This window comes from Ruminococcus sp. (assembly GCF_016287535.1).
Lineage (GTDB): Bacteria > Bacillota > Clostridia > Oscillospirales > Ruminococcaceae > Ruminococcus.
The window spans coordinates 1-17,045 of sequence record NZ_JAEFAJ010000030.1 but is presented as its reverse complement, the minus strand read 5'-3'; the positions used below and the strand labels follow the sequence as shown (position 1 = coordinate 17,045).

Here is a 17,045-nt window from a genome sequence, read left to right as displayed (position 1 = left end):
CTTTTATTTTTAATTTTTCATTGTTTAATTACGCAGGTGCAGAGGCCTCACGATTTCAGCGCCTTTTGAGGAGCTTGTTCACGGTTATCAGCAGAGCCTTGTAATTGAGGGCTGCGATAACCGCCGCAAGGAGCAGCATCCATACTATATAAAGCTTGACTTCAAATATCATTATAATGCACATCGCAAGCAGTATGGCTGTATTCGCAAGGTTCTTCAGACCGTCAAAGCGGAATGGCACATAATACCTGGCGTCGATTATACGCGCCCAGAAGCATATCAGATAGCTCAGGAGAGTTGCGACTGCCGCGCCCTGTATGCCCCATACGGGTATGAGGAAAAAGTTCATGGGGATATTCACTCCGCAGGCAACAAGAGCCGTCCAGAAGGAGTTCTTCTGATGCTTAGTAGCCGAATAGATACTGCCGAGGAACTGATTGAAGCACATGAACACTACTGCCGCAACAAGTATGGGAGTATAGATATACACACTGGCATACTCTATATTCTTGTCGGACGGCACCAGGAAGGCCGTTACCGGCTTGATAACAACGAGCAGGGCTGCCGCAGCCATGAACATCATTGCCTCATATGCAGAATATACCTTTTCATAGAAACTGCTCCTGTCAGCAGATTCGTTTTCCGTTATGGCCGACATACTCCACGCCTGAAAGAATATAGTTGAAACAACAGATATAAGGTTTGGTATCTTATTGGCGAAGCTGTACATTCCTACAGCGCTTTCGCCAAGCGAATGATAATCACTGTGCATCTGCCTGATGAACAGTCTGTCGGAGAGAGAGGTTATCGCCCACATTACTATAGTAGGGATAAGCGGTGTCGCAAAGCGCATCATCTCCCTGCCCAGCTCCTTGTTGAAATACTCAAAGCCGGTATATTCCCTGAGTCTTGCAACAGCAAACAGGAATATCGCGGAACAACCGTCAGAAATAATTGTCGAGAGTATGAAGCCTTTTACGCCCATATGCAGCTTTGCAATGAATATCACATTGAGTATCAAAAAGGTCAGTGTCGCAAGGATACCGTCAATCGAGAATATCTTTACCATATCCCTTGACCGTACGCAGTTCTGGCAAAACATTCGTATCGACGACATAGTCATATACAGTATGAACAGGAGCGTATATCCTTTAAGGAAATTGAAAGCCGTTATATTGCTGATAACAGGCACCGTGACTGCCATGAGCATCATGCCTGCAAAAGTAATGATTCCGGAGGTCGTGAATACCTCATGCTTATCATAATTCTTGTCAAGTCCGAAACGTATAAGGTACTCCTGCAAAGCAAAGGTAAAGACAGGCTGTAAAAAAAGCAGCATATTTTCAAGGAGCTCCTTTACGCCGTTGTTTGCGGCGTCCATATTGTGCGCATACAGCCTTGAAAGCAGTATTATGAGTATTTTTGAGCCAAATGTGCCTATTGCGAATATACCTGTATTGAATACAAGCTTTTTATATTTATTCATTTTTAACACTCCGAAAAAGGTAATACACTATATTATACCACATTAATTGTGATTTGTCATTAATTTTTGAAAGAACAAAGCTCCCGGACTTTCAGGGAGCGGTTATTGAGCACACTGTTTTATACAGGTCCCAGGGCTGGTATGAAATTCCTGAGTATATAAAAAGCCGCAAGCAGACATGAGACTGTCACCCATACGCTTGTCTTTCCAGACAGAAGCTTTATCCTCTTTCCTGCCAGCGCTCCGAGATTCTCGATATACACAAGTATGAGCACCAGAAGCAGTAACGGGAGCAGTGGATTGTTCCTTACAGAAGTAATTATATGACCGTGCAGGAGCGCTTCTGCGCTTCTTGTGTTCCCGCAGCCCGGACACCAGTATCCCGTGATATTATAAAATGAGCAGCTCCTGAAATACCGCTTCAGACCTATAAGATAGTCCCTGAAAAAAAATACCGCAGCCGCCGCACAGGGCATAAGAACTGCAAATAATATCCTTATTCCTTTTTTCATATCCCGCACTTTCCTTACAAAGTTTTCCGAATACCGTTTTCTGCATAATCAGTATATCATTTATGTGTTTTTTTGTCAACACAAGCCAGGTTCAAAAGTAAAAGGCACCGCCGCATTTCTGCGGCAGTGCCATAAATTAAGGAGGTTATTAATATATACGAATTTATCTTGTTTTTTATCAGTTGCGCTCGCCAAGGATGAGTGAGATACGGCTCTGAAGGTTGCCCGCGATCTCGTCAGCTGACTTCTCGCCCTTCATATAAGCCATAGCCTCTTCAGTGATTATATTCTGGATATCAGCACTGAAATCATTTGAGATCTTTGTTGAATTCATTATATAATCAGCTATAAAATCTCTCTGCTCCTTTGTGAGAGGAGATATCTCAACAGAATTGTTTCCGTCGTAGTATGAATACTCATACTCTACCTTCTTGCCGGTCTCAGGATCATTATATGAAGGCTTGCTCATGCACTTGTCGAGTTCTTTTTCAAATTTAGGTCTGTAAGATGAGAAACCAAATGAGTATCCGCCATTATCGTCCTCTTCCTCAGTGCTTTCGTTGAAGAAGCTCTTGATGAACTCCCAGCAGCTGTCCTTGTTCTCTGATGTTGAGAAGATAGCATAGTTTGTATATACCGACATTACGCCGCCCATTCCGTCATTTGAAGGGAAGCCGACAAATGTGACATCCTCTCCAGCAAGAGTGCCGTTCATAGCGTCAACAATACCCTCAGGATAGCTGAAATCTATTGTCTGGAGCAGTACCTTGTCCTTTTTGAATGCTGCACCGCCGTAGTATTCCTGCATCTCATTGCTGTAGTCTTCATCAACAGAGATCTTGCCGTCCTCGTCAAATATCTTTGATGCACCGAAACTGTCACAGAATGTCAGGAGCTTCTTGAACTCAGGATCATCAAAGCTGCAGGTGCCTTTTTCGTAGTCAATGCAGTTGCCGAGTGAACCTGCAAGGAGATCAAGTACAGAATCCTTTGTATCATTGCCCATAAGATGCATATCCTTGTTTGAGCGGTTCTCGTATGTGCTTATAAGATCATCAACTGTCCAGTTAGCCTTGTCAGCATTCTTTTTCTTGGCAGCAACAGTAGATACTGAGAACTGGGGAGAAATTGTGATGAGCTTTCCTTTATACTCGCCTGCCCTGAGAACATTCGGAAGAATATCGTCTTTCTTGAGTTCGGTATCCTTGTTAAGATATTCATACATATCTACAAACAGGTCCTTGTTTGCCAGTGCCATTATAGAAGCAGTGCCTGTTGAAACTACCATATCAGGAACATCTCCGGCAACTATATCCTTCTTGAACTGATCTTCGCCTGACGCTTTAAGAGCATAGGTCTCTTCGTCGTATTCATCATACTTTGAGTAATCGATAACCTTGAAGCGGATATCGTCATGTGCCTTGTTGAATGCGGAAACCTGTTCATTCAGATCCCATGAACCGCCAAGAGAAGCGATGGTCATTACCTTCATGTTCTCAAGCTCGGAAGCATCACGCTTTGTAAGCCTGTAGAGCGTACTATCGCCGTTCATGTAGTTCTGGAATGCCATTATGTAATCACCGTTTTCCATTGGGATGAACGATGATATACTTCCGCTTCCCAGGTCTGAATCTATCCAGTCGATAAGCTTTTCGCTCGTTCCGTCGGTTTTTATACCATAGAAGCCATCGGAGGTTGAAGAATAGAATCTGTAGTCTCCGCTTCCTGCATAGAAAGAACCGCTGAGGATATCGTTATTTGATTCTTCAAACTTTATTTCTTCGCCTGTGGGCTTGAATGTATTTATATCAAGCAGTTCGAGCTTCATGCCGCCTGTCATGCCATAGCCGTATAAAAGAAGAGTTTTTTCATCAATAGGAGCAACTCCTCCGCCGTACTCCATCTGGTCGCTGTCTATCTTGTCTCCGACAGTTCCGTCAGCGTTCAGCACAAAGAACTCCTGACCGTTCATACCGTAAGAAATTGCGATAGCCCTGCCGTTTCCGCAGGCAATAATATCATTTATGCCGTACTCAAACTCGTCAAGACCTGAAAGCTCCTTCTCAGACTTGATCTTTCCGTCAATGTCAACTACATAAAGCGTACTTGTGACCTTTGTATCGTCCTTATAGTCCTCGTAGTCATCGAAGTCAGCTTCCTCAACTGAAACAGCTTCTTCGGATGCTCCGCTTGTCTTTTCAGAGCTGTCATCTGTTTTTTCGGATCCGGTATCCTCTGATGCTTTGTCTGCGTCAGCGGCTGTTGCAGGCTCGGAAGCATCTTCCTTCTTTTCCTCAGCCTTGTCCTTTTCGCCGTCTGCCTCAGCATCTGCCTTTGCTTCATCGTCTTTATCCTTTGCGTCATCTGCGCTATCAGCATCTTTGTCATCTTCATAGAGCTCCGGATCACCGCCGTACTCATAGAATGTGGCAAGGATCATTATCTCTCCGTCATTTGCCACTGAACATCGCATATCAGAACCGGCATTCTCAGGTGCTTTGATATCCAGATCCCACTTATTGAAAGCAGTGAACTCGTTATCGGTCGTATAGAATACACTTGAATAGTCTGTCTTGGTTCTTCCTGTCAGCAGTATGGTTTCATCGTTCAACCTGTAAATGTTCTCGATAATATCAACATCGGTATCGATCTCAACTGCACGGTAAGCCGCTGACATGAGCTGCTTGACATCCTTTGACTTTACATTCTGTTTTTCCTTCTTGGAATTACATGATACAGCACTTCCGGCAACTACAGCAAGCGCCGCTGCAAGTGCTGCGATTCTTCTGGGCATTGTTTTTTTCATAATTATTCCTCTTTTTCTTTTTTATTTTTTCTTCCTTTTGTCTGCTCACTTTCTTTTACTGAGCTTTTTCTTTTTCGGTCTGCTCCGCATTCTTATGCAGCTTTTCTCTCAGCTTTGTCTGTATTTCCGAGAAGTAATTTTCAGCAGATCGTTTAAGAGCTTGTTTTTTCCGCTTAAACTTCCTGTACTCCATTATTATCAGGCATACAAGAGTTATAAGCAATATAGCAAGGAGTAGCCTGCGCACTCCGTAGATGAATGAAAGCCTGAGCTCCACAAGACGTGAAGCGTTCTCCCAGTAGGGATATGTAACGCTGTCCTTTCTTATTACGAGCTGTTCAAGCTTTTTCAGAGCCTTTGTCCTGTTCTCAGGCAAAAAGCGCTCTGTGTTGTTTACAATGCTGATCTTTCCGCTGTACGTATCGGAAAGTCTTTCCTTTACGATGTCATACGTGAAATTCTCAACAGGTTCGGGGGAGACACATTCATAACTTGTCACCTTGGTGAAGTCGGATTGCTCGCCCCTTTCAAAATCAACGGATCCGAATATCTGTCCCGCGGCGTAATATGATATATATGCCTGAGGTACTTTATCCCGGCATTTCTCTTCCGCATTTGTAGACGGAACAGCTATTACTCCGGAAACGAACAATTCGGTATTTCCGATATATATCTTCTTTCCGGCTATATTATCAGAACCGTAAAGCGCAAACGCAAGATTCCGGTCGATCACCGCGCCGTTCTTCAGATAGCTCTCATCGGAGAAGAACGCCCCGCTGAGAAGTTCAAAGTCCCTGAACAGGAAGAAATCTCCTCCTACAGCTGTTATTTCTGCCTCCGACTGACCGTATATCTCACAGCTGACATTTCTTCTGCCTGCTACGGCACTGTATGCCTGAGCTACGAGAGTCCTGCCCCCATCTGAATCAACACCGACATTTTTAAGCTTGCCGGTGATCTCATTTCTGACGCCGTCCGCTTCCTTTGCTGTAAATCCTGCGTCATCGCTGAAGAAGCAGCTTACCTGCGAACATTGCTTTCCGCTGCCGTTGCTCCAGCGATCCGCGGCATAATTATATCTCTGGGACTCAGCCATATTGCTGCCTGCAACAGACAGTATCACTGTTCCTATGACAGCGGCGGCATTTACAGCCGCTATTATCATCTGTCCCAGTCTGTATTTGTTTCTCATAAGGTCCGCACCGCCTTATTTATCCTTCATACGGACCTGAACTCCCGGATCAATGGGTTTGCTCGAAGCGGTTATAACGTAGTCGCCTCTGCTGATGCCGCCTGATACGGCACAGACCGTCTCGTCCTCGGCTTCAAGTCTTACCTCGACTTTTTCAACGTAATAACGGTTGCCGAGCGGAGTATTCTTTGATTCGACCACAAAAACATAATTTCCGTTGAGATCTCCCTTGTAAGCGCTCTTAGGAATGATAGCGTCATATGTACCGCTTCCGCAGGGAACAGAAAGATTAAGGCTGTCGCCTGCGACAACATCGCCCTTGACATCAAAGACAAGCTGTCTGTATTTTGAACCCGCAGAAGTGTCCGGCTTTATCTCCTTGAGAATTACCTCAACATCACCTCTGTAATTGTTGAGGACCTCAGCCGAAATGCCCTTCTTGAGCTTCTTTGCCTTTTCGATCTCTACTCCGTACAGTGTAAGAGTAAAGCCTTCGTCAACAAGGTCTATGGTTGCGGAAGGAACGCCCTCCATAGGCTTCTCGTCGATCTTTGCGTTTACAGCGCTTACCACTCCGCCGAACTTTGCGGTAAACTCTGTGGTTTTTGCTTCCTTTTTCTTCTGCTCGAACTTCTCCTGCATCTTGTCAAGAGCCTTTTTCTGGGCTTCAAGGTCAAGCGCAGCCTTCTTGTCGTCGAGCGAATTCTTCCTCTTGGTCATATTAAAGGAATTGAGTTCGGATTCAAGCTCATTCTGCTTTGCGGTAACGCTTGCGGCAAGTGTTTCATAGGAATCCCCGCTGTTGTTTCCGAAATTGGCGTTATACTCATTTATGCTGTTATTAAGGTCGGAAATACTGACCTTCAACTCAGCTATCCTTGCAACGAGATCGCTCCGTACAGAGCTTTTTGCCTGCTCGTACTCAGCATTTGCCGCGTCTCTGACAGCCTGCTTTGAGTCGGCGTCAGCCTTTGCTATCTCGGCGTTCTCACCGGACTCAACAGCATTTTTGTATATTTCGTAGGCTGCTGTATACTCTTCCTCAGCTGCGCTGCAAGCAGCATAAAGTGAAGCAAGATCGCCGATAAGCTCTACATCAGCGTCCATGTAGGAATTGCTGTCGAGCTGCCTTACTGTGCTCTCATAAGTTTCCTTTTCCGCGGTAATTCTGTCGAGCTCTGCCTTGTTTCTGTTGTATTCGCTCTTTGCATTTGCGTATATTCCTTCGTTGACTCTTGCAGCGTCACGCTTTGAGATAAGTGTGCTGAGATCCTCGCGCAGTATCCTTATTTTCTGATTCTCGCTGGTGTAATCCGTAGGTTCAGTCAGCAGAGCCTTTTCATATTCGAGCTTTGCCTTTTCGAGCGCTTCCTCTTCCTCTTCAAGCTCCTTGCTGCTTACAGTATCCAGAGTGAACAGTACATCGCCTGCCTTTACCTCCTGACCGACCTTAACGTGTATCTTCTTGATTGTCTTACTGCTGTCAACAAGCACATCATAGGACTGGTTGGATTCAACAACGCCGCTCTTGCTGATACGCTCAACGAGCTTTCCTGCTGTTGCAGCCTCTGTACTTACCTCCGCAAGAGACTTGTTCATTATCGTGTTCGAGAAGAAAGTAAGTATAAGCATTATCACAAGAAAAACTATGATGAGTGTCTTTATAAGCTCTCTTCTCCTTAGGGGAGATTTTATTTCTGTCTCTCCTCTCTCCGCAAGTATTTCCTTAACTTCTTTTGTTTCGTTCATATCAATGCTCCTTCTGAAAGAATAGCTCTGTTTTCAATCTTATCCCTTGATGCCGCCGGAATAGGCAATTCCCTCCACAAGATAATCCTCGCCGTAAAGGAACATAAGCACCGTCGGTATCATATATACCGTTCCCACCGCAAACGCAAGTCCGATATCTCCCGTATTTATCTCTGACAGGAACACCGAGAGCGGATGCAGGTTATTGTTTTTCATAAGTACGATCGGCTGCTCCACCATATTCCAGTAGTCGATGAATACCAGCATCGCTATAGAAACGATAGCGCCCTTGCAGAGCGGTACGTATATCTTTGTGAGTATCTTCAGCTCGCTGGCGCCGTCAAGCTTTGCAGCCTCGACGTAGGAAACAGGTATCCTTCGCATTACCTTTGTCAGCAGGAAAATACTGAAGGGCGAAAATATCGCCGGAAGTATGATCGCTCTCCGCGTGTCCAGCATATTGAACTTATCCGCAACAAGGAAATTAGGTACGAGAGTTACCTGATACGGCATTATCATAAGTATGATGTACGCAAAGAAGATAATGCTCTTGAATTTATTCGGATACCTTGAGAATCCGTATGAAGTCAGTACAGCAACAAGTATCTGGAACACGGTTATCGGAACTGTGAGTATAACAGAATTCCAGAACTTCATAAGATAATCCGAATTCTGTATCAGCACCGCCTTGTACTGAGCAAAGGTGACCTTGTCGGGAATGAATTTCAGATTGACGTTCTTGGAAATGATATCCTTTTTTGCTGATGTCATATTTTTGAACATCGCACCGTAGTTAGTGGTTATCTCCTTCGACGTCATAAACGAATTGGCTACCGTCAGCACGGTAGGCATCAGGAACATCAGTGCCGCAAACAGCACGAATACAAGTATCATGCAGTTGAAAGCCCTGCGTCTGTTCCTCGGTGTAAAAAGCCTGGTCCTCATCAGTTCTCCACATCCTTTCCGAAAATGTTTTCGGCGATGAGAAGAACCGCCATTATCACTATCATCACGAGCGCGAGCAATACCGCAGCAGATGACAGCTTCTGGTAGTCAAGGCTGTTGAAGGTATTGTTCATAAAGTGCTGAAGCATATACAGCTTATCCTGAGGATAGTTTCCCGTGAGGAGGTATACCTCACGGAATATCTTGAATGAATTTATCATCGAGAGTATGAGAACGAAAAGTATCGTAGGCGAAAGATATCTCAGCTTGATATGTATGAACTTGTACCAGCTTCCCGCGCCCTCAAGGTCCGCGACCTCGATTATATCCCTCGGTATCGCACAGAGCGCCGACATGAACAGTATCATATTGTATCCGAGATTCTTCCACAGGAACATACATATTATAATGACCTGTCCGTACGGTGACTTTATCCAGTCTACCGACTGACCGCCGAAATGCTCTATCAGCTGGTTCAGGGTTCCGTGATTATGGAATATTACCTGCCACACAAGAACTACCGAAGCAGTCGGGACCATGAGCGGACTCAGGAAAAATGTCCTGAAAATACTCTTTCCGGGAATGTTCCTTTCAAGCAGCATCGCCAGTCCCAGCGAAAGGATCACTGCCAGCGGAACAGACACGACCGAGAAGAACGCAGTGTTCTTCACAGCCTTCATGAACGCGGTATTGCTGAAGAGCTTCGTGTAGTTCTCTATACCCACGAAATCCTTCAGTACCGGGTTGTTTATAAGAGAATAATATATAACTATGCAGAACGGAATGAAAAAAAACAGCATTACGCCGATAAAACTCGGAAGAACGCAGATATTGCTGAATACTCTTTCTCCCTTTCTTCCGCACTGGTTTTTTGTCTTGTTTTTCATTTGAACACAACCTCAATGATTTCTCTTGCTCTTGAATTTTTTCTTTAAATTACCGCTTCTCCGCAATGAAACGGCAGCGGTGCTTTCATCGCTCTTCCGCAGGATTATCTCCTGATCCTCCATAGGCGATCTGTGTGTAAAAGGTATATGTCTCTGCCGAAAGACATATTATGCAAGCTGTGCCTGTAATGTAACCGATCAATAAATAAGATGTGTTTATATGCTTTAAAAATACCGCTACCTCAAAACCGCATAATATGCACCGATCGATTAGTCAGACATATGCAGCCGGGATTACGGCTATAAAGCACTTCAGCTAAAACGCTTAATTACTATAATACAACTTTGATAAAGAGTTGTCAATAAAATGAACGGACTTTTAACTTATTCTTTACCAAATACTATATCTGTGTTAGATAATAAAGGTAAGGGCACGTTTTTTTTGTTGATTTTTCCCGTCATTATTATCACGCTTTCACAGCACATTTATTATCTTACATCACAAACGTGACAATAACGTGACTTATAAATTACAAAACCGTCACTTTTGCCTTAACTCTTCTAAATAATAAGACGTTCATAAACAGGCTTTTGTGACATTATTTTCCGAAAAAAACGAGCTATTCTTAGTTAATCGGCATTTTGACTTTCACCAAAGTGCGGAAGGCGAGTTTTTTTAGTCAATGTGACTGTTTTTCAAATGTGCTATTGACATTTCATTTTCAGTATGGTACAATATTTTCTGTTGAAACGCCGTGCGGGTGTAGTTCAATGGTAGAATGTCAGCCTTCCAAGCTGAACACGTGGGTTCGATTCCCATCACCCGCTCCAAGTACTTAGCAGCTTTAGCTGCTAAATTTTTCTGTGCGCCTTTAACTCAGCTGGATAGAGTAACTGCCTTCTAAGCAGTAAGCCGCTGGTTCGAATCCAGCAAGGCGCGCCATTCCGAAACTCTCCGTTACTTGACTCCATCTAATGGAGAGCTTTCGCTTTTACTTACTGAATATGGTGGGTGTAGCTTAGCTGGTTAAAGCGTCGGATTGTGGTCCCGAAGACCGTGGGTTCGAATCCCATCTCCCACCCTCATGAAATAGGCACTTTCGAGAAATCGGAAGTGCTTTTTTCTAAGATTTTTTCTAATATAAATGTCCCCGCAATTGCGGGGACTCTCTGTACCTATCCCATAAGCTTTGCTCTATCATGATACTAAACAAATCAGAATTTAAGGCATTTTATTTTGCGATATTTTCATTGAAATCATCAACCGCTTCTATGATGTCAGGATTTGTTGAATCTGCGCCCAATGTTATTGCCCATTTTAAAAGATCAGTAGATATAAGGTCGCACAATTCTAATAATCGCCGATAATCCCAGTCATCAGTGATATTTATAAAACGAAATACTGTTTGTTTGATCTTGGGAAATACCCATTCAACAGGAAACTGTTTTAGGCAATTTCTTCCGATCGTGATCGGCATAACACTCGTTGGATTACAAGCCCAGAAAACAAGCTTTCCTACAATTTCAGAAGCCACTTCATCAGAAAGATCCATAATTTCAGACACGCTGAAATAAATTTCCTTATTGGCAATTTTGTTAAGAGATTCTGCAATTGCTTCTTCATAAGGATGCATACAATACCTCCTAAATCCCGTGTTTATAATATTAACCTACTTACTATCCATATTATACACTCATTGACGTAAGCGTTACAAGAGATAATAGAATAGCAATTGCTTTTTTCATTGCTTCACCTTCCTTTTTAAGTCTTTAACTATTAGACGTCCGGGAATAAAAAAACTCTCACATTTTTTTATTTCATTACAGCCAAAAGTCAGGATCGCTGCCGTAGCTGCACTTAGAAGTGGCATAACATTCCTTCCGGTAAAGTACATACAAAATATGGAAGTCCCCGCAGCCGCGGGTACTTTATGCACCGTTATTTTCCGTAAGCAGCAGCAAAATCCGTCCCGTTATTGAGCTCGTCAAGCAACTCTAGCAATCCCTGCTGTCCGTGTTCCTCTATCCAGCCGGCAAGCTCATGCTTAGCATTCAGGTAGCGGAAGCGTCTGTCCTCCGCTTCTCCTGCATAGAACTCCGCAGGAGTGTCCATATCTTCAAGGGCAATGATGTTTTTTCCGCTGTCCGTCTGCTTTATCCACTGTTCCTCGCTGTACTGCTCACGGTAGTCATTCTGCGTGGCAAGTCCCTCATCGAACCATGTCGGTATACGTTTCAATGCCTCATTTGAAAGCCGTGTGTGCAGCTCTGCATGGGTGATCTCATGCGCTATAATGTCAAGCTTCAGATACTCGTCCGATATGCATATATAGTGCTTTTTTGAAGGCGCAAAATAAGTGGGAGTGGCGTGATCTTCACCAAGCTTTGAGATAAGTTTTTCGTCATCGCATATAATGATGACCGTCTCGTCCCAAAAATCAAGTTCTCCGAAGAAAGCCCTGTCACGCTCCTCTGCCTGCCTGATAAGATCAAGAACTTCCTGCTGATCTCCTGAATAATCTTTGTTGATATAGACCTTGTCTGCGATTTCTGTAAATGAAGGTCTGTACGGCACGGTCATCAGATAACCGCATTGATTGAACTGGAAGAAATAAACAGCTGCCGCTGTGATCAGTAACAATATTGCAGCAATAAAACAGCTAAGGAGCTTCTTCTTTGTCTTCATATCTCTCTTGCCTCATATATCTTCGCAGAAACAAACCACGAAACAATGAATATTATCAGAGCAGCTGCAAGGATAACTGCAATAAATACCGGCTGAGTAACCCTTGAAATATAAGATGTCAGATCCTTCTTGATAAAAAATGCTGTCAGACCTGCAATGGCAACACCTGTTACAGTAAAGTATACCAGTCTGCCCTTGGCAGTACCGAATTTAAAATCAAAAGGATACATAATTGAAGGAAGAATGATCGAAGCAGAAGCTGCCGCAGTGAGATAGCCCACAATATCATTCATGCCGATAGTTTTATCCTTGTTTACGATATTTATGGCGATCAATGCTGCCAGCGACAATATGACCGACAACAATGACGCCATAAGCGCAACGATATATTTTGAAGAAACGATATCTTTTTTATCCACCGGGAAACACACCGAGTATTTGTCCCATCTGCTTGTTTCATCAACAGTCAGTACCTGATTTACAAGCATTGGGAAAAGCAGCGGTATAAACATGATATATGCGGCGCTGTTCATGACTACTCCGAACACCGCCATTAATAATATGCAGAATAACTGCATTTTGTTATTCTTTATCAGTACAAGAATTTCCTTTGTAATAAGACCCTTCATCATTTCAGTTTTCCTCCTTAGCCATAAATACGAACAGATCCTCTATCGAAACAGGTTTTGTAGTGAAGGACTGAGGTATCATATTTCTGTCAACGATAGCCTCTGTGCTCCACTTGTTCGAGCGCTTGCCCTTGATCGCGTTTGCGTCAAGTTCCGCAAGCTGTTCTTCGGTAGTGTTTATAAATACATACTGCTCCAGCAGATTGTCCTTTTCTTCGCAGAGCATGAGCTTTCCCTTATGCATAAAAGCGATATAATCGCAGAGCTTTTCAAGGTCGCTTACGATATGTGAGGATATCAGTATGGAGTGGTTTTCCTCGCGGGTGAAGTCATTGAGAATGTCGATTATCTCATCTCTTACAAGTGGATCAAGTCCGCTTGTAGGCTCGTCGAGTATGAGAAGCTCAGCATTATGTGAAAGAGCCACCGCAATACCGAGTTTCATTTTCATGCCTTTTGAAAAATCTGAGAAAGCCTTGTTCTTAGGAAGGTCAAACTTGTCCAGATATTCATTGTACAGCTTTTCGTCCCAGTTGCTGAACATATTCTTCATTATCTTATTTATATCGTTTGCGTTCAGCTTATCGGGGAATCCGACTTCATCAAGAACAACGCCGATACGGTTTTTCAGCTTTGCCGAGATCGGCTGTCCGAGGACTTCTATGCTGCCGTCATATTTTATGGAGCCGAGAATAGAACGGATAGTCGTACTTTTTCCCGCGCCGTTTTCACCGATGAGACCGAGGATACAGCCCTGAGGCAGTGAAAACGAAACATTATCAAGTGTAAAGCCCTTGTATTTTTTTGTAAGATTATTGATATTTAATGCGTTCATAAAAGCATCTCCTTTAGTTTTCGCTGAGGTATTTGTACATATCTATTATATCTTCAGTAGAAAGACTGCACGAGGCGGCTCGCTGCCGGACTTCCGTCAGAAGCTCCTCTATTTTTTTGAGGTTTTCCTCGCGCAGAAGCTCGGTATTCTTGGGAGCCACAAAGCAGCCCTTGGCAGGCTGGGTATATATGAATCCCTCGCGTTCGAGCTCGTCGTATGCACGTTTTGTAGTTATCACGCTTATACGAAGGTCTTTTGCAAGATTTCGTATTGACGGGAGCGGATCGTTTTCTTTCAGTTCTCCGTTTATGATACTGCTTTTGATCTGATTGTAGATCTGGTCATAAATGGGAGCGCCGTTTTTATTATCAATGAATATATTCAAAACATCACCTCTTGAAGCAGAACTGTTAATCAAGTTTCATCTGTATATGCACAGTATACACAGATGAAACAGATTTGTCAATACAGCTGGATATTCTTTGTATGATATTACAATTTAGAGAAAAGTAATCAGTATATTTATGTGCGTTATATACAAAATGTTATTCTCTTTCAAGGGCAATCAGCATAAAAAAATTTCATGGAGCTTTTAGTTGTTCAGCAGTGGTAAGACCAATTTCAAAAAGGCAATTTTACTGTTTGCACCTGAAAACAAAGTCCGAAACAAAGCTGTTTGAACTCCAAAACGGCAGTTATACTAAGAGCACTTTTTTGTTATAATAATTTTATATCTCATGTGTACTCACAAATACTAATACGCACTGTAAATCCGCATATCTCGTGGCATATACCCCAGCAGACGTATTTTGTGAATAATGCTGCATTATAGTATTTTAATTACTTTTTCATAGGGAATATTAACAAAAAAAGGGTTGCTCTTTAACATTCCCTGTGGTATAATGGTACTATAGTATTTTTAATCAGTCGGCCCTCACCATATAACTGATACCAAAACTAAAAAACCCACTCTGACATCAGGATCGCAAAAGACATAAACAGATATATTTCAGTGCAAAATAAAACGAGGATACTATAATTTTACGTTTCTGATATGGATACAGTACACACAAAGTCAGTATACAGGCGGTACCGACATATTGTTTTTCACTGTACACACAAAGTTATAAAGGAGGAAGAAAAATGAAAAAACTGATTTCAAAACTAATATCCGCTTCTCTGGCAGCAGCAATGCTCATCATGACCGCACCGCGCGGTATATACGCTCCGCGTGTTAAAGCCGAAAGCTCTGTCACCTACACAAAAACACTTTACGGCGAGAAAGGTTCACTTAACTATGGCTATGTAATGGCTCCCGAAGGGGACGAAAAGCTGCCGGCTGTGGTTTTCTTCCACGGTCTGGGAACTCCGAATGAAAATCTGTCAAATTCCATCATGTCAAAAATGACTTCATGGGTAAACGCAGGCTACCTTCAACCTATAATATTTGTATCACCTTATATCGAAAAAACAAAACGATATAACAATCAGAACGAAGATTTCCGCGTATACGTCCGTAACGAATTCTCTTCTGTATTGAAGCAGATGGAAAACGGAACGCTCTGCGACCGAATAGATACTTCAAAGGCTTTTTCAGTTGCCGGTTTTTCAATGGGCGGAGCTGCCTCGCTTTATGTAGGCAGCAAGTTCAGGGATAAATTTCCCAACGTAGGTTCACTCAGTCCTGCTCTGCAGTATTTGTACTATGACAATAAGAACAAAAAAGAAGAAGGCTGGGCATTGTCCGATGACGCTACCAGAGATTTCGGATTCGCTTCAAAGAGCCAGAATCCTCACCTTCTCTTCTCATGCAGCTATACAGAAGCAAACCACGCACATTATCAATACGTTGACTATTTCAACGAGAGATTCGGTAAAAAGAATAATTTCCAGAATCATATTTTCCCGTCCGGAAATCATGATTTCACCCAGCTTTCAAGAGGTCTCTTCTGTTTCCTTTATTTTACGCAGCACGATAAACTTCCCGATGAAGATACTATAAGAGCTGCGCTTGGTTCATCAGCAGTCGGAACAGTAAAGCTCCCGTCAGATGATTCATCGGACGATATGCAGATCATTAGTCAGGTTATAAACGCCGGTCCGGCAACAACCACTAAGGCTACAACTAAGGCTACAACGACCACTACTAAAAAGCCTACTACGACTACAACTAAGGCTGCCACAACAACTACTAAAAAGCCGACTACGACTACAACTAAGGCTACAACGACTACTACTAAAAAGCCGACTACAACTACAACTAAGGCTACAACGACTACTACTAAAAAGCCGACTACGACTACAACCAAGGCTACAACGACTACTACTAAAAAGCCTACTACGACTACAACCAAAGCAACAACTACTACTAAAAAGCCTACCACAACTACAACCAAGGCTGCCACAACTACTACTAAAAAGCCGACTACGACTACAACTAAGGCTACCACAACTACTACTAAAAAGTTAACCACAACTACTGCAAAGCCTACAACCACTACTACCAAGGCTACCACAACCACAACAAAGCCTACTACAACTACCACCAAGGCAACAACAACTACTACCAAGCCTACTACAACTACCACTAAGGCTACCACAACTACTACAAAGCCTACAACAACTACCACTAAGGCAACTACGACTACAACAAAGCCTACAACAACTACTACCAAGGCTACCACAACCACAACAAAGCCTACTACAACTACCACTAAGACTACAACGACCACAACAAAGCCTACTACAACTACCACTAAGGCTACCACAACTACTACAAAGCCTACTACAACTACCACTAAGGCTACCACGACCACAACAAAGGCTACCACTACAACTGCTCATGTAACTACCGCAGTTACTACAACTACAGCAAAACCGATCAGATATATGCTCGGCGACGTTGACGGAAACGGCGAGATCAATGCTGTAGACGCTTCACAGATCCTGAAACATTATGCACTTATCTCAACAAGTAAAAAAGGCATTTTCAGTAAGCTCCAGGAACTTGCAGCAGATATAAACGGCGACGGTGAGATAAATCCTGTAGACGTTTCTCCTGTTTTATCATATTATGCTTTCGCTTCAACAATAATAAAAGTATTCATCTCATTTGAAGACTACGTGTCAAGCAGATGGAACGATATAGCTAATAAGAGCTGAATAATGTATCAGCTTCATCAAAAAAGTCCCCGCAAATGCGTAATGTCATTAAGCTAATCAAATACGTAAAAGAACAGGAGTATGTTTGGAATATGACCAGACATACTCCTGCTGTTACATTCGCAAAAAATGCATGACGAAAAGACAGATCCGAGA

13 protein-coding genes and 3 tRNA genes are annotated in these 17,045 nt (G+C 43.0%); 4 read left to right on the top strand and 12 right to left on the bottom strand.

What is annotated here, in order from left to right:
• Positions 1-55 precede the first annotated feature (55 nt).
• From QZZ36_RS10630 to QZZ36_RS10600, 7 genes are all read right to left on the bottom strand, one after another.
• A complete protein-coding gene (locus QZZ36_RS10630) occupies positions 56-1,486 on the bottom strand; it encodes a polysaccharide biosynthesis C-terminal domain-containing protein (protein ID WP_295081263.1) in 1,431 nt (476 codons plus the stop codon).
• 119 nt (positions 1,487-1,605) lie between these two features.
• Entirely contained in the window at positions 1,606-1,998 is a 393-nt protein-coding gene (locus tag QZZ36_RS10625) for a DUF2752 domain-containing protein (RefSeq protein ID WP_295081260.1), read from the bottom strand.
• A 178-nt stretch (positions 1,999-2,176) separates the two neighbouring features.
• A complete protein-coding gene (locus QZZ36_RS10620; protein WP_295081258.1) occupies positions 2,177-4,804 on the bottom strand; it encodes an extracellular solute-binding protein in 2,628 nt (875 codons plus the stop codon).
• Positions 4,805-4,859: 55 nt separating this feature from the next.
• Positions 4,860-5,996, bottom strand: a complete 1,137-nt coding sequence (locus QZZ36_RS10615; protein ID WP_295081256.1) for an ABC transporter permease — start codon at positions 5,994-5,996, stop codon at positions 4,860-4,862.
• 15 nt (positions 5,997-6,011) lie between these two features.
• Positions 6,012-7,745 (bottom strand): biotin/lipoyl-binding protein, encoded by a 1,734-nt coding sequence (locus tag QZZ36_RS10610; protein ID WP_295081254.1) that lies wholly within the window; start codon positions 7,743-7,745, stop codon positions 6,012-6,014.
• A 39-nt stretch (positions 7,746-7,784) separates the two neighbouring features.
• A complete protein-coding gene (locus QZZ36_RS10605; RefSeq protein ID WP_295081252.1) occupies positions 7,785-8,690 on the bottom strand; it encodes a carbohydrate ABC transporter permease in 906 nt (301 codons plus the stop codon).
• The gene (locus tag QZZ36_RS10600; protein ID WP_295081250.1) at positions 8,690-9,577 is read right to left on the bottom strand and encodes a sugar ABC transporter permease; all 888 of its coding nucleotides are present in this window, start codon (positions 9,575-9,577) and stop codon (positions 8,690-8,692) included. The genes QZZ36_RS10605 and QZZ36_RS10600 overlap by 1 nt, the downstream gene beginning before the upstream one ends.
• 757 nt (positions 9,578-10,334) lie before the next feature.
• Between QZZ36_RS10600 and QZZ36_RS10595 the strand changes: the two genes are divergently transcribed.
• From QZZ36_RS10595 to QZZ36_RS10585, 3 genes are all read left to right on the top strand, one after another.
• Positions 10,335-10,408: transfer RNA gene (locus QZZ36_RS10595), tRNA-Gly, on the top strand.
• Positions 10,409-10,443: 35 nt separating this feature from the next.
• Positions 10,444-10,520 (top strand) — tRNA-Arg (locus QZZ36_RS10590).
• Between the two features lie 64 nt (positions 10,521-10,584).
• A tRNA-His gene (locus tag QZZ36_RS10585) sits at positions 10,585-10,660 on the top strand.
• Between the two features lie 149 nt (positions 10,661-10,809).
• On the opposite strand, the gene QZZ36_RS10580 is transcribed toward QZZ36_RS10585, so the two are convergent.
• The 5 genes from QZZ36_RS10580 to QZZ36_RS10560 form a co-directional block, all read right to left on the bottom strand.
• A complete protein-coding gene (locus QZZ36_RS10580; RefSeq protein WP_295081248.1) occupies positions 10,810-11,211 on the bottom strand; it encodes a hypothetical protein in 402 nt (133 codons plus the stop codon).
• Positions 11,212-11,516: 305 nt separating this feature from the next.
• A complete protein-coding gene (locus QZZ36_RS10575; RefSeq protein ID WP_295081246.1) occupies positions 11,517-12,263 on the bottom strand; it encodes a hypothetical protein in 747 nt (248 codons plus the stop codon).
• On the bottom strand, positions 12,260-12,895 hold the full coding sequence (locus QZZ36_RS10570) for an ABC-2 transporter permease (protein ID WP_295081244.1): 636 nt from the start codon (positions 12,893-12,895) through the stop codon (positions 12,260-12,262). Before QZZ36_RS10570 ends, QZZ36_RS10575 begins: the two co-directional genes overlap by 4 nt.
• A gap of 1 nt (position 12,896) precedes the next feature.
• Positions 12,897-13,727, bottom strand: coding sequence for an ABC transporter ATP-binding protein (locus tag QZZ36_RS10565; RefSeq protein ID WP_295081242.1), 831 nt, complete (start codon positions 13,725-13,727; stop codon positions 12,897-12,899).
• A 13-nt stretch (positions 13,728-13,740) separates the two neighbouring features.
• The gene (locus QZZ36_RS10560; RefSeq protein WP_295081240.1) at positions 13,741-14,112 is read right to left on the bottom strand and encodes a GntR family transcriptional regulator; all 372 of its coding nucleotides are present in this window, start codon (positions 14,110-14,112) and stop codon (positions 13,741-13,743) included.
• A 758-nt stretch (positions 14,113-14,870) separates the two neighbouring features.
• Here QZZ36_RS10560 and QZZ36_RS10555 point away from each other — a divergent pair.
• The gene (locus QZZ36_RS10555; RefSeq protein ID WP_295081238.1) at positions 14,871-16,889 is read left to right on the top strand and encodes a dockerin type I domain-containing protein; all 2,019 of its coding nucleotides are present in this window, start codon (positions 14,871-14,873) and stop codon (positions 16,887-16,889) included.
• Positions 16,890-17,045: the final 156 nt, after the last annotated feature.

What these genes read in the sequence shown, in the direction of transcription:
- QZZ36_RS10630 (WP_295081263.1), bottom strand. Translation starts at nt 1,486, where the DNA reads ATGAATAAATATAAAAAGCTTGTATTCAATACAGGTATATTCGCAATA.
- QZZ36_RS10625 (WP_295081260.1), bottom strand. Translation starts at nt 1,998, where the DNA reads ATGAAAAAAGGAATAAGGATATTATTTGCAGTTCTTATGCCCTGTGCG.
- QZZ36_RS10620 (WP_295081258.1), bottom strand. Translation starts at nt 4,804, where the DNA reads ATGAAAAAAACAATGCCCAGAAGAATCGCAGCACTTGCAGCGGCGCTT.
- QZZ36_RS10615 (WP_295081256.1), bottom strand. Translation starts at nt 5,996, where the DNA reads ATGAGAAACAAATACAGACTGGGACAGATGATAATAGCGGCTGTAAAT.
- QZZ36_RS10610 (WP_295081254.1), bottom strand. Translation starts at nt 7,745, where the DNA reads ATGAACGAAACAAAAGAAGTTAAGGAAATACTTGCGGAGAGAGGAGAG.
- QZZ36_RS10605 (WP_295081252.1), bottom strand. Translation starts at nt 8,690, where the DNA reads ATGAGGACCAGGCTTTTTACACCGAGGAACAGACGCAGGGCTTTCAAC.
- QZZ36_RS10600 (WP_295081250.1), bottom strand. Translation starts at nt 9,577, where the DNA reads ATGAAAAACAAGACAAAAAACCAGTGCGGAAGAAAGGGAGAAAGAGTA.
- QZZ36_RS10580 (WP_295081248.1), bottom strand. Translation starts at nt 11,211, where the DNA reads ATGCATCCTTATGAAGAAGCAATTGCAGAATCTCTTAACAAAATTGCC.
- QZZ36_RS10575 (WP_295081246.1), bottom strand. Translation starts at nt 12,263, where the DNA reads ATGAAGACAAAGAAGAAGCTCCTTAGCTGTTTTATTGCTGCAATATTG.
- QZZ36_RS10570 (WP_295081244.1), bottom strand. Translation starts at nt 12,895, where the DNA reads ATGATGAAGGGTCTTATTACAAAGGAAATTCTTGTACTGATAAAGAAT.
- QZZ36_RS10565 (WP_295081242.1), bottom strand. Translation starts at nt 13,727, where the DNA reads ATGAACGCATTAAATATCAATAATCTTACAAAAAAATACAAGGGCTTT.
- QZZ36_RS10555 (WP_295081238.1), top strand. Translation starts at nt 14,871, where the DNA reads ATGAAAAAACTGATTTCAAAACTAATATCCGCTTCTCTGGCAGCAGCA.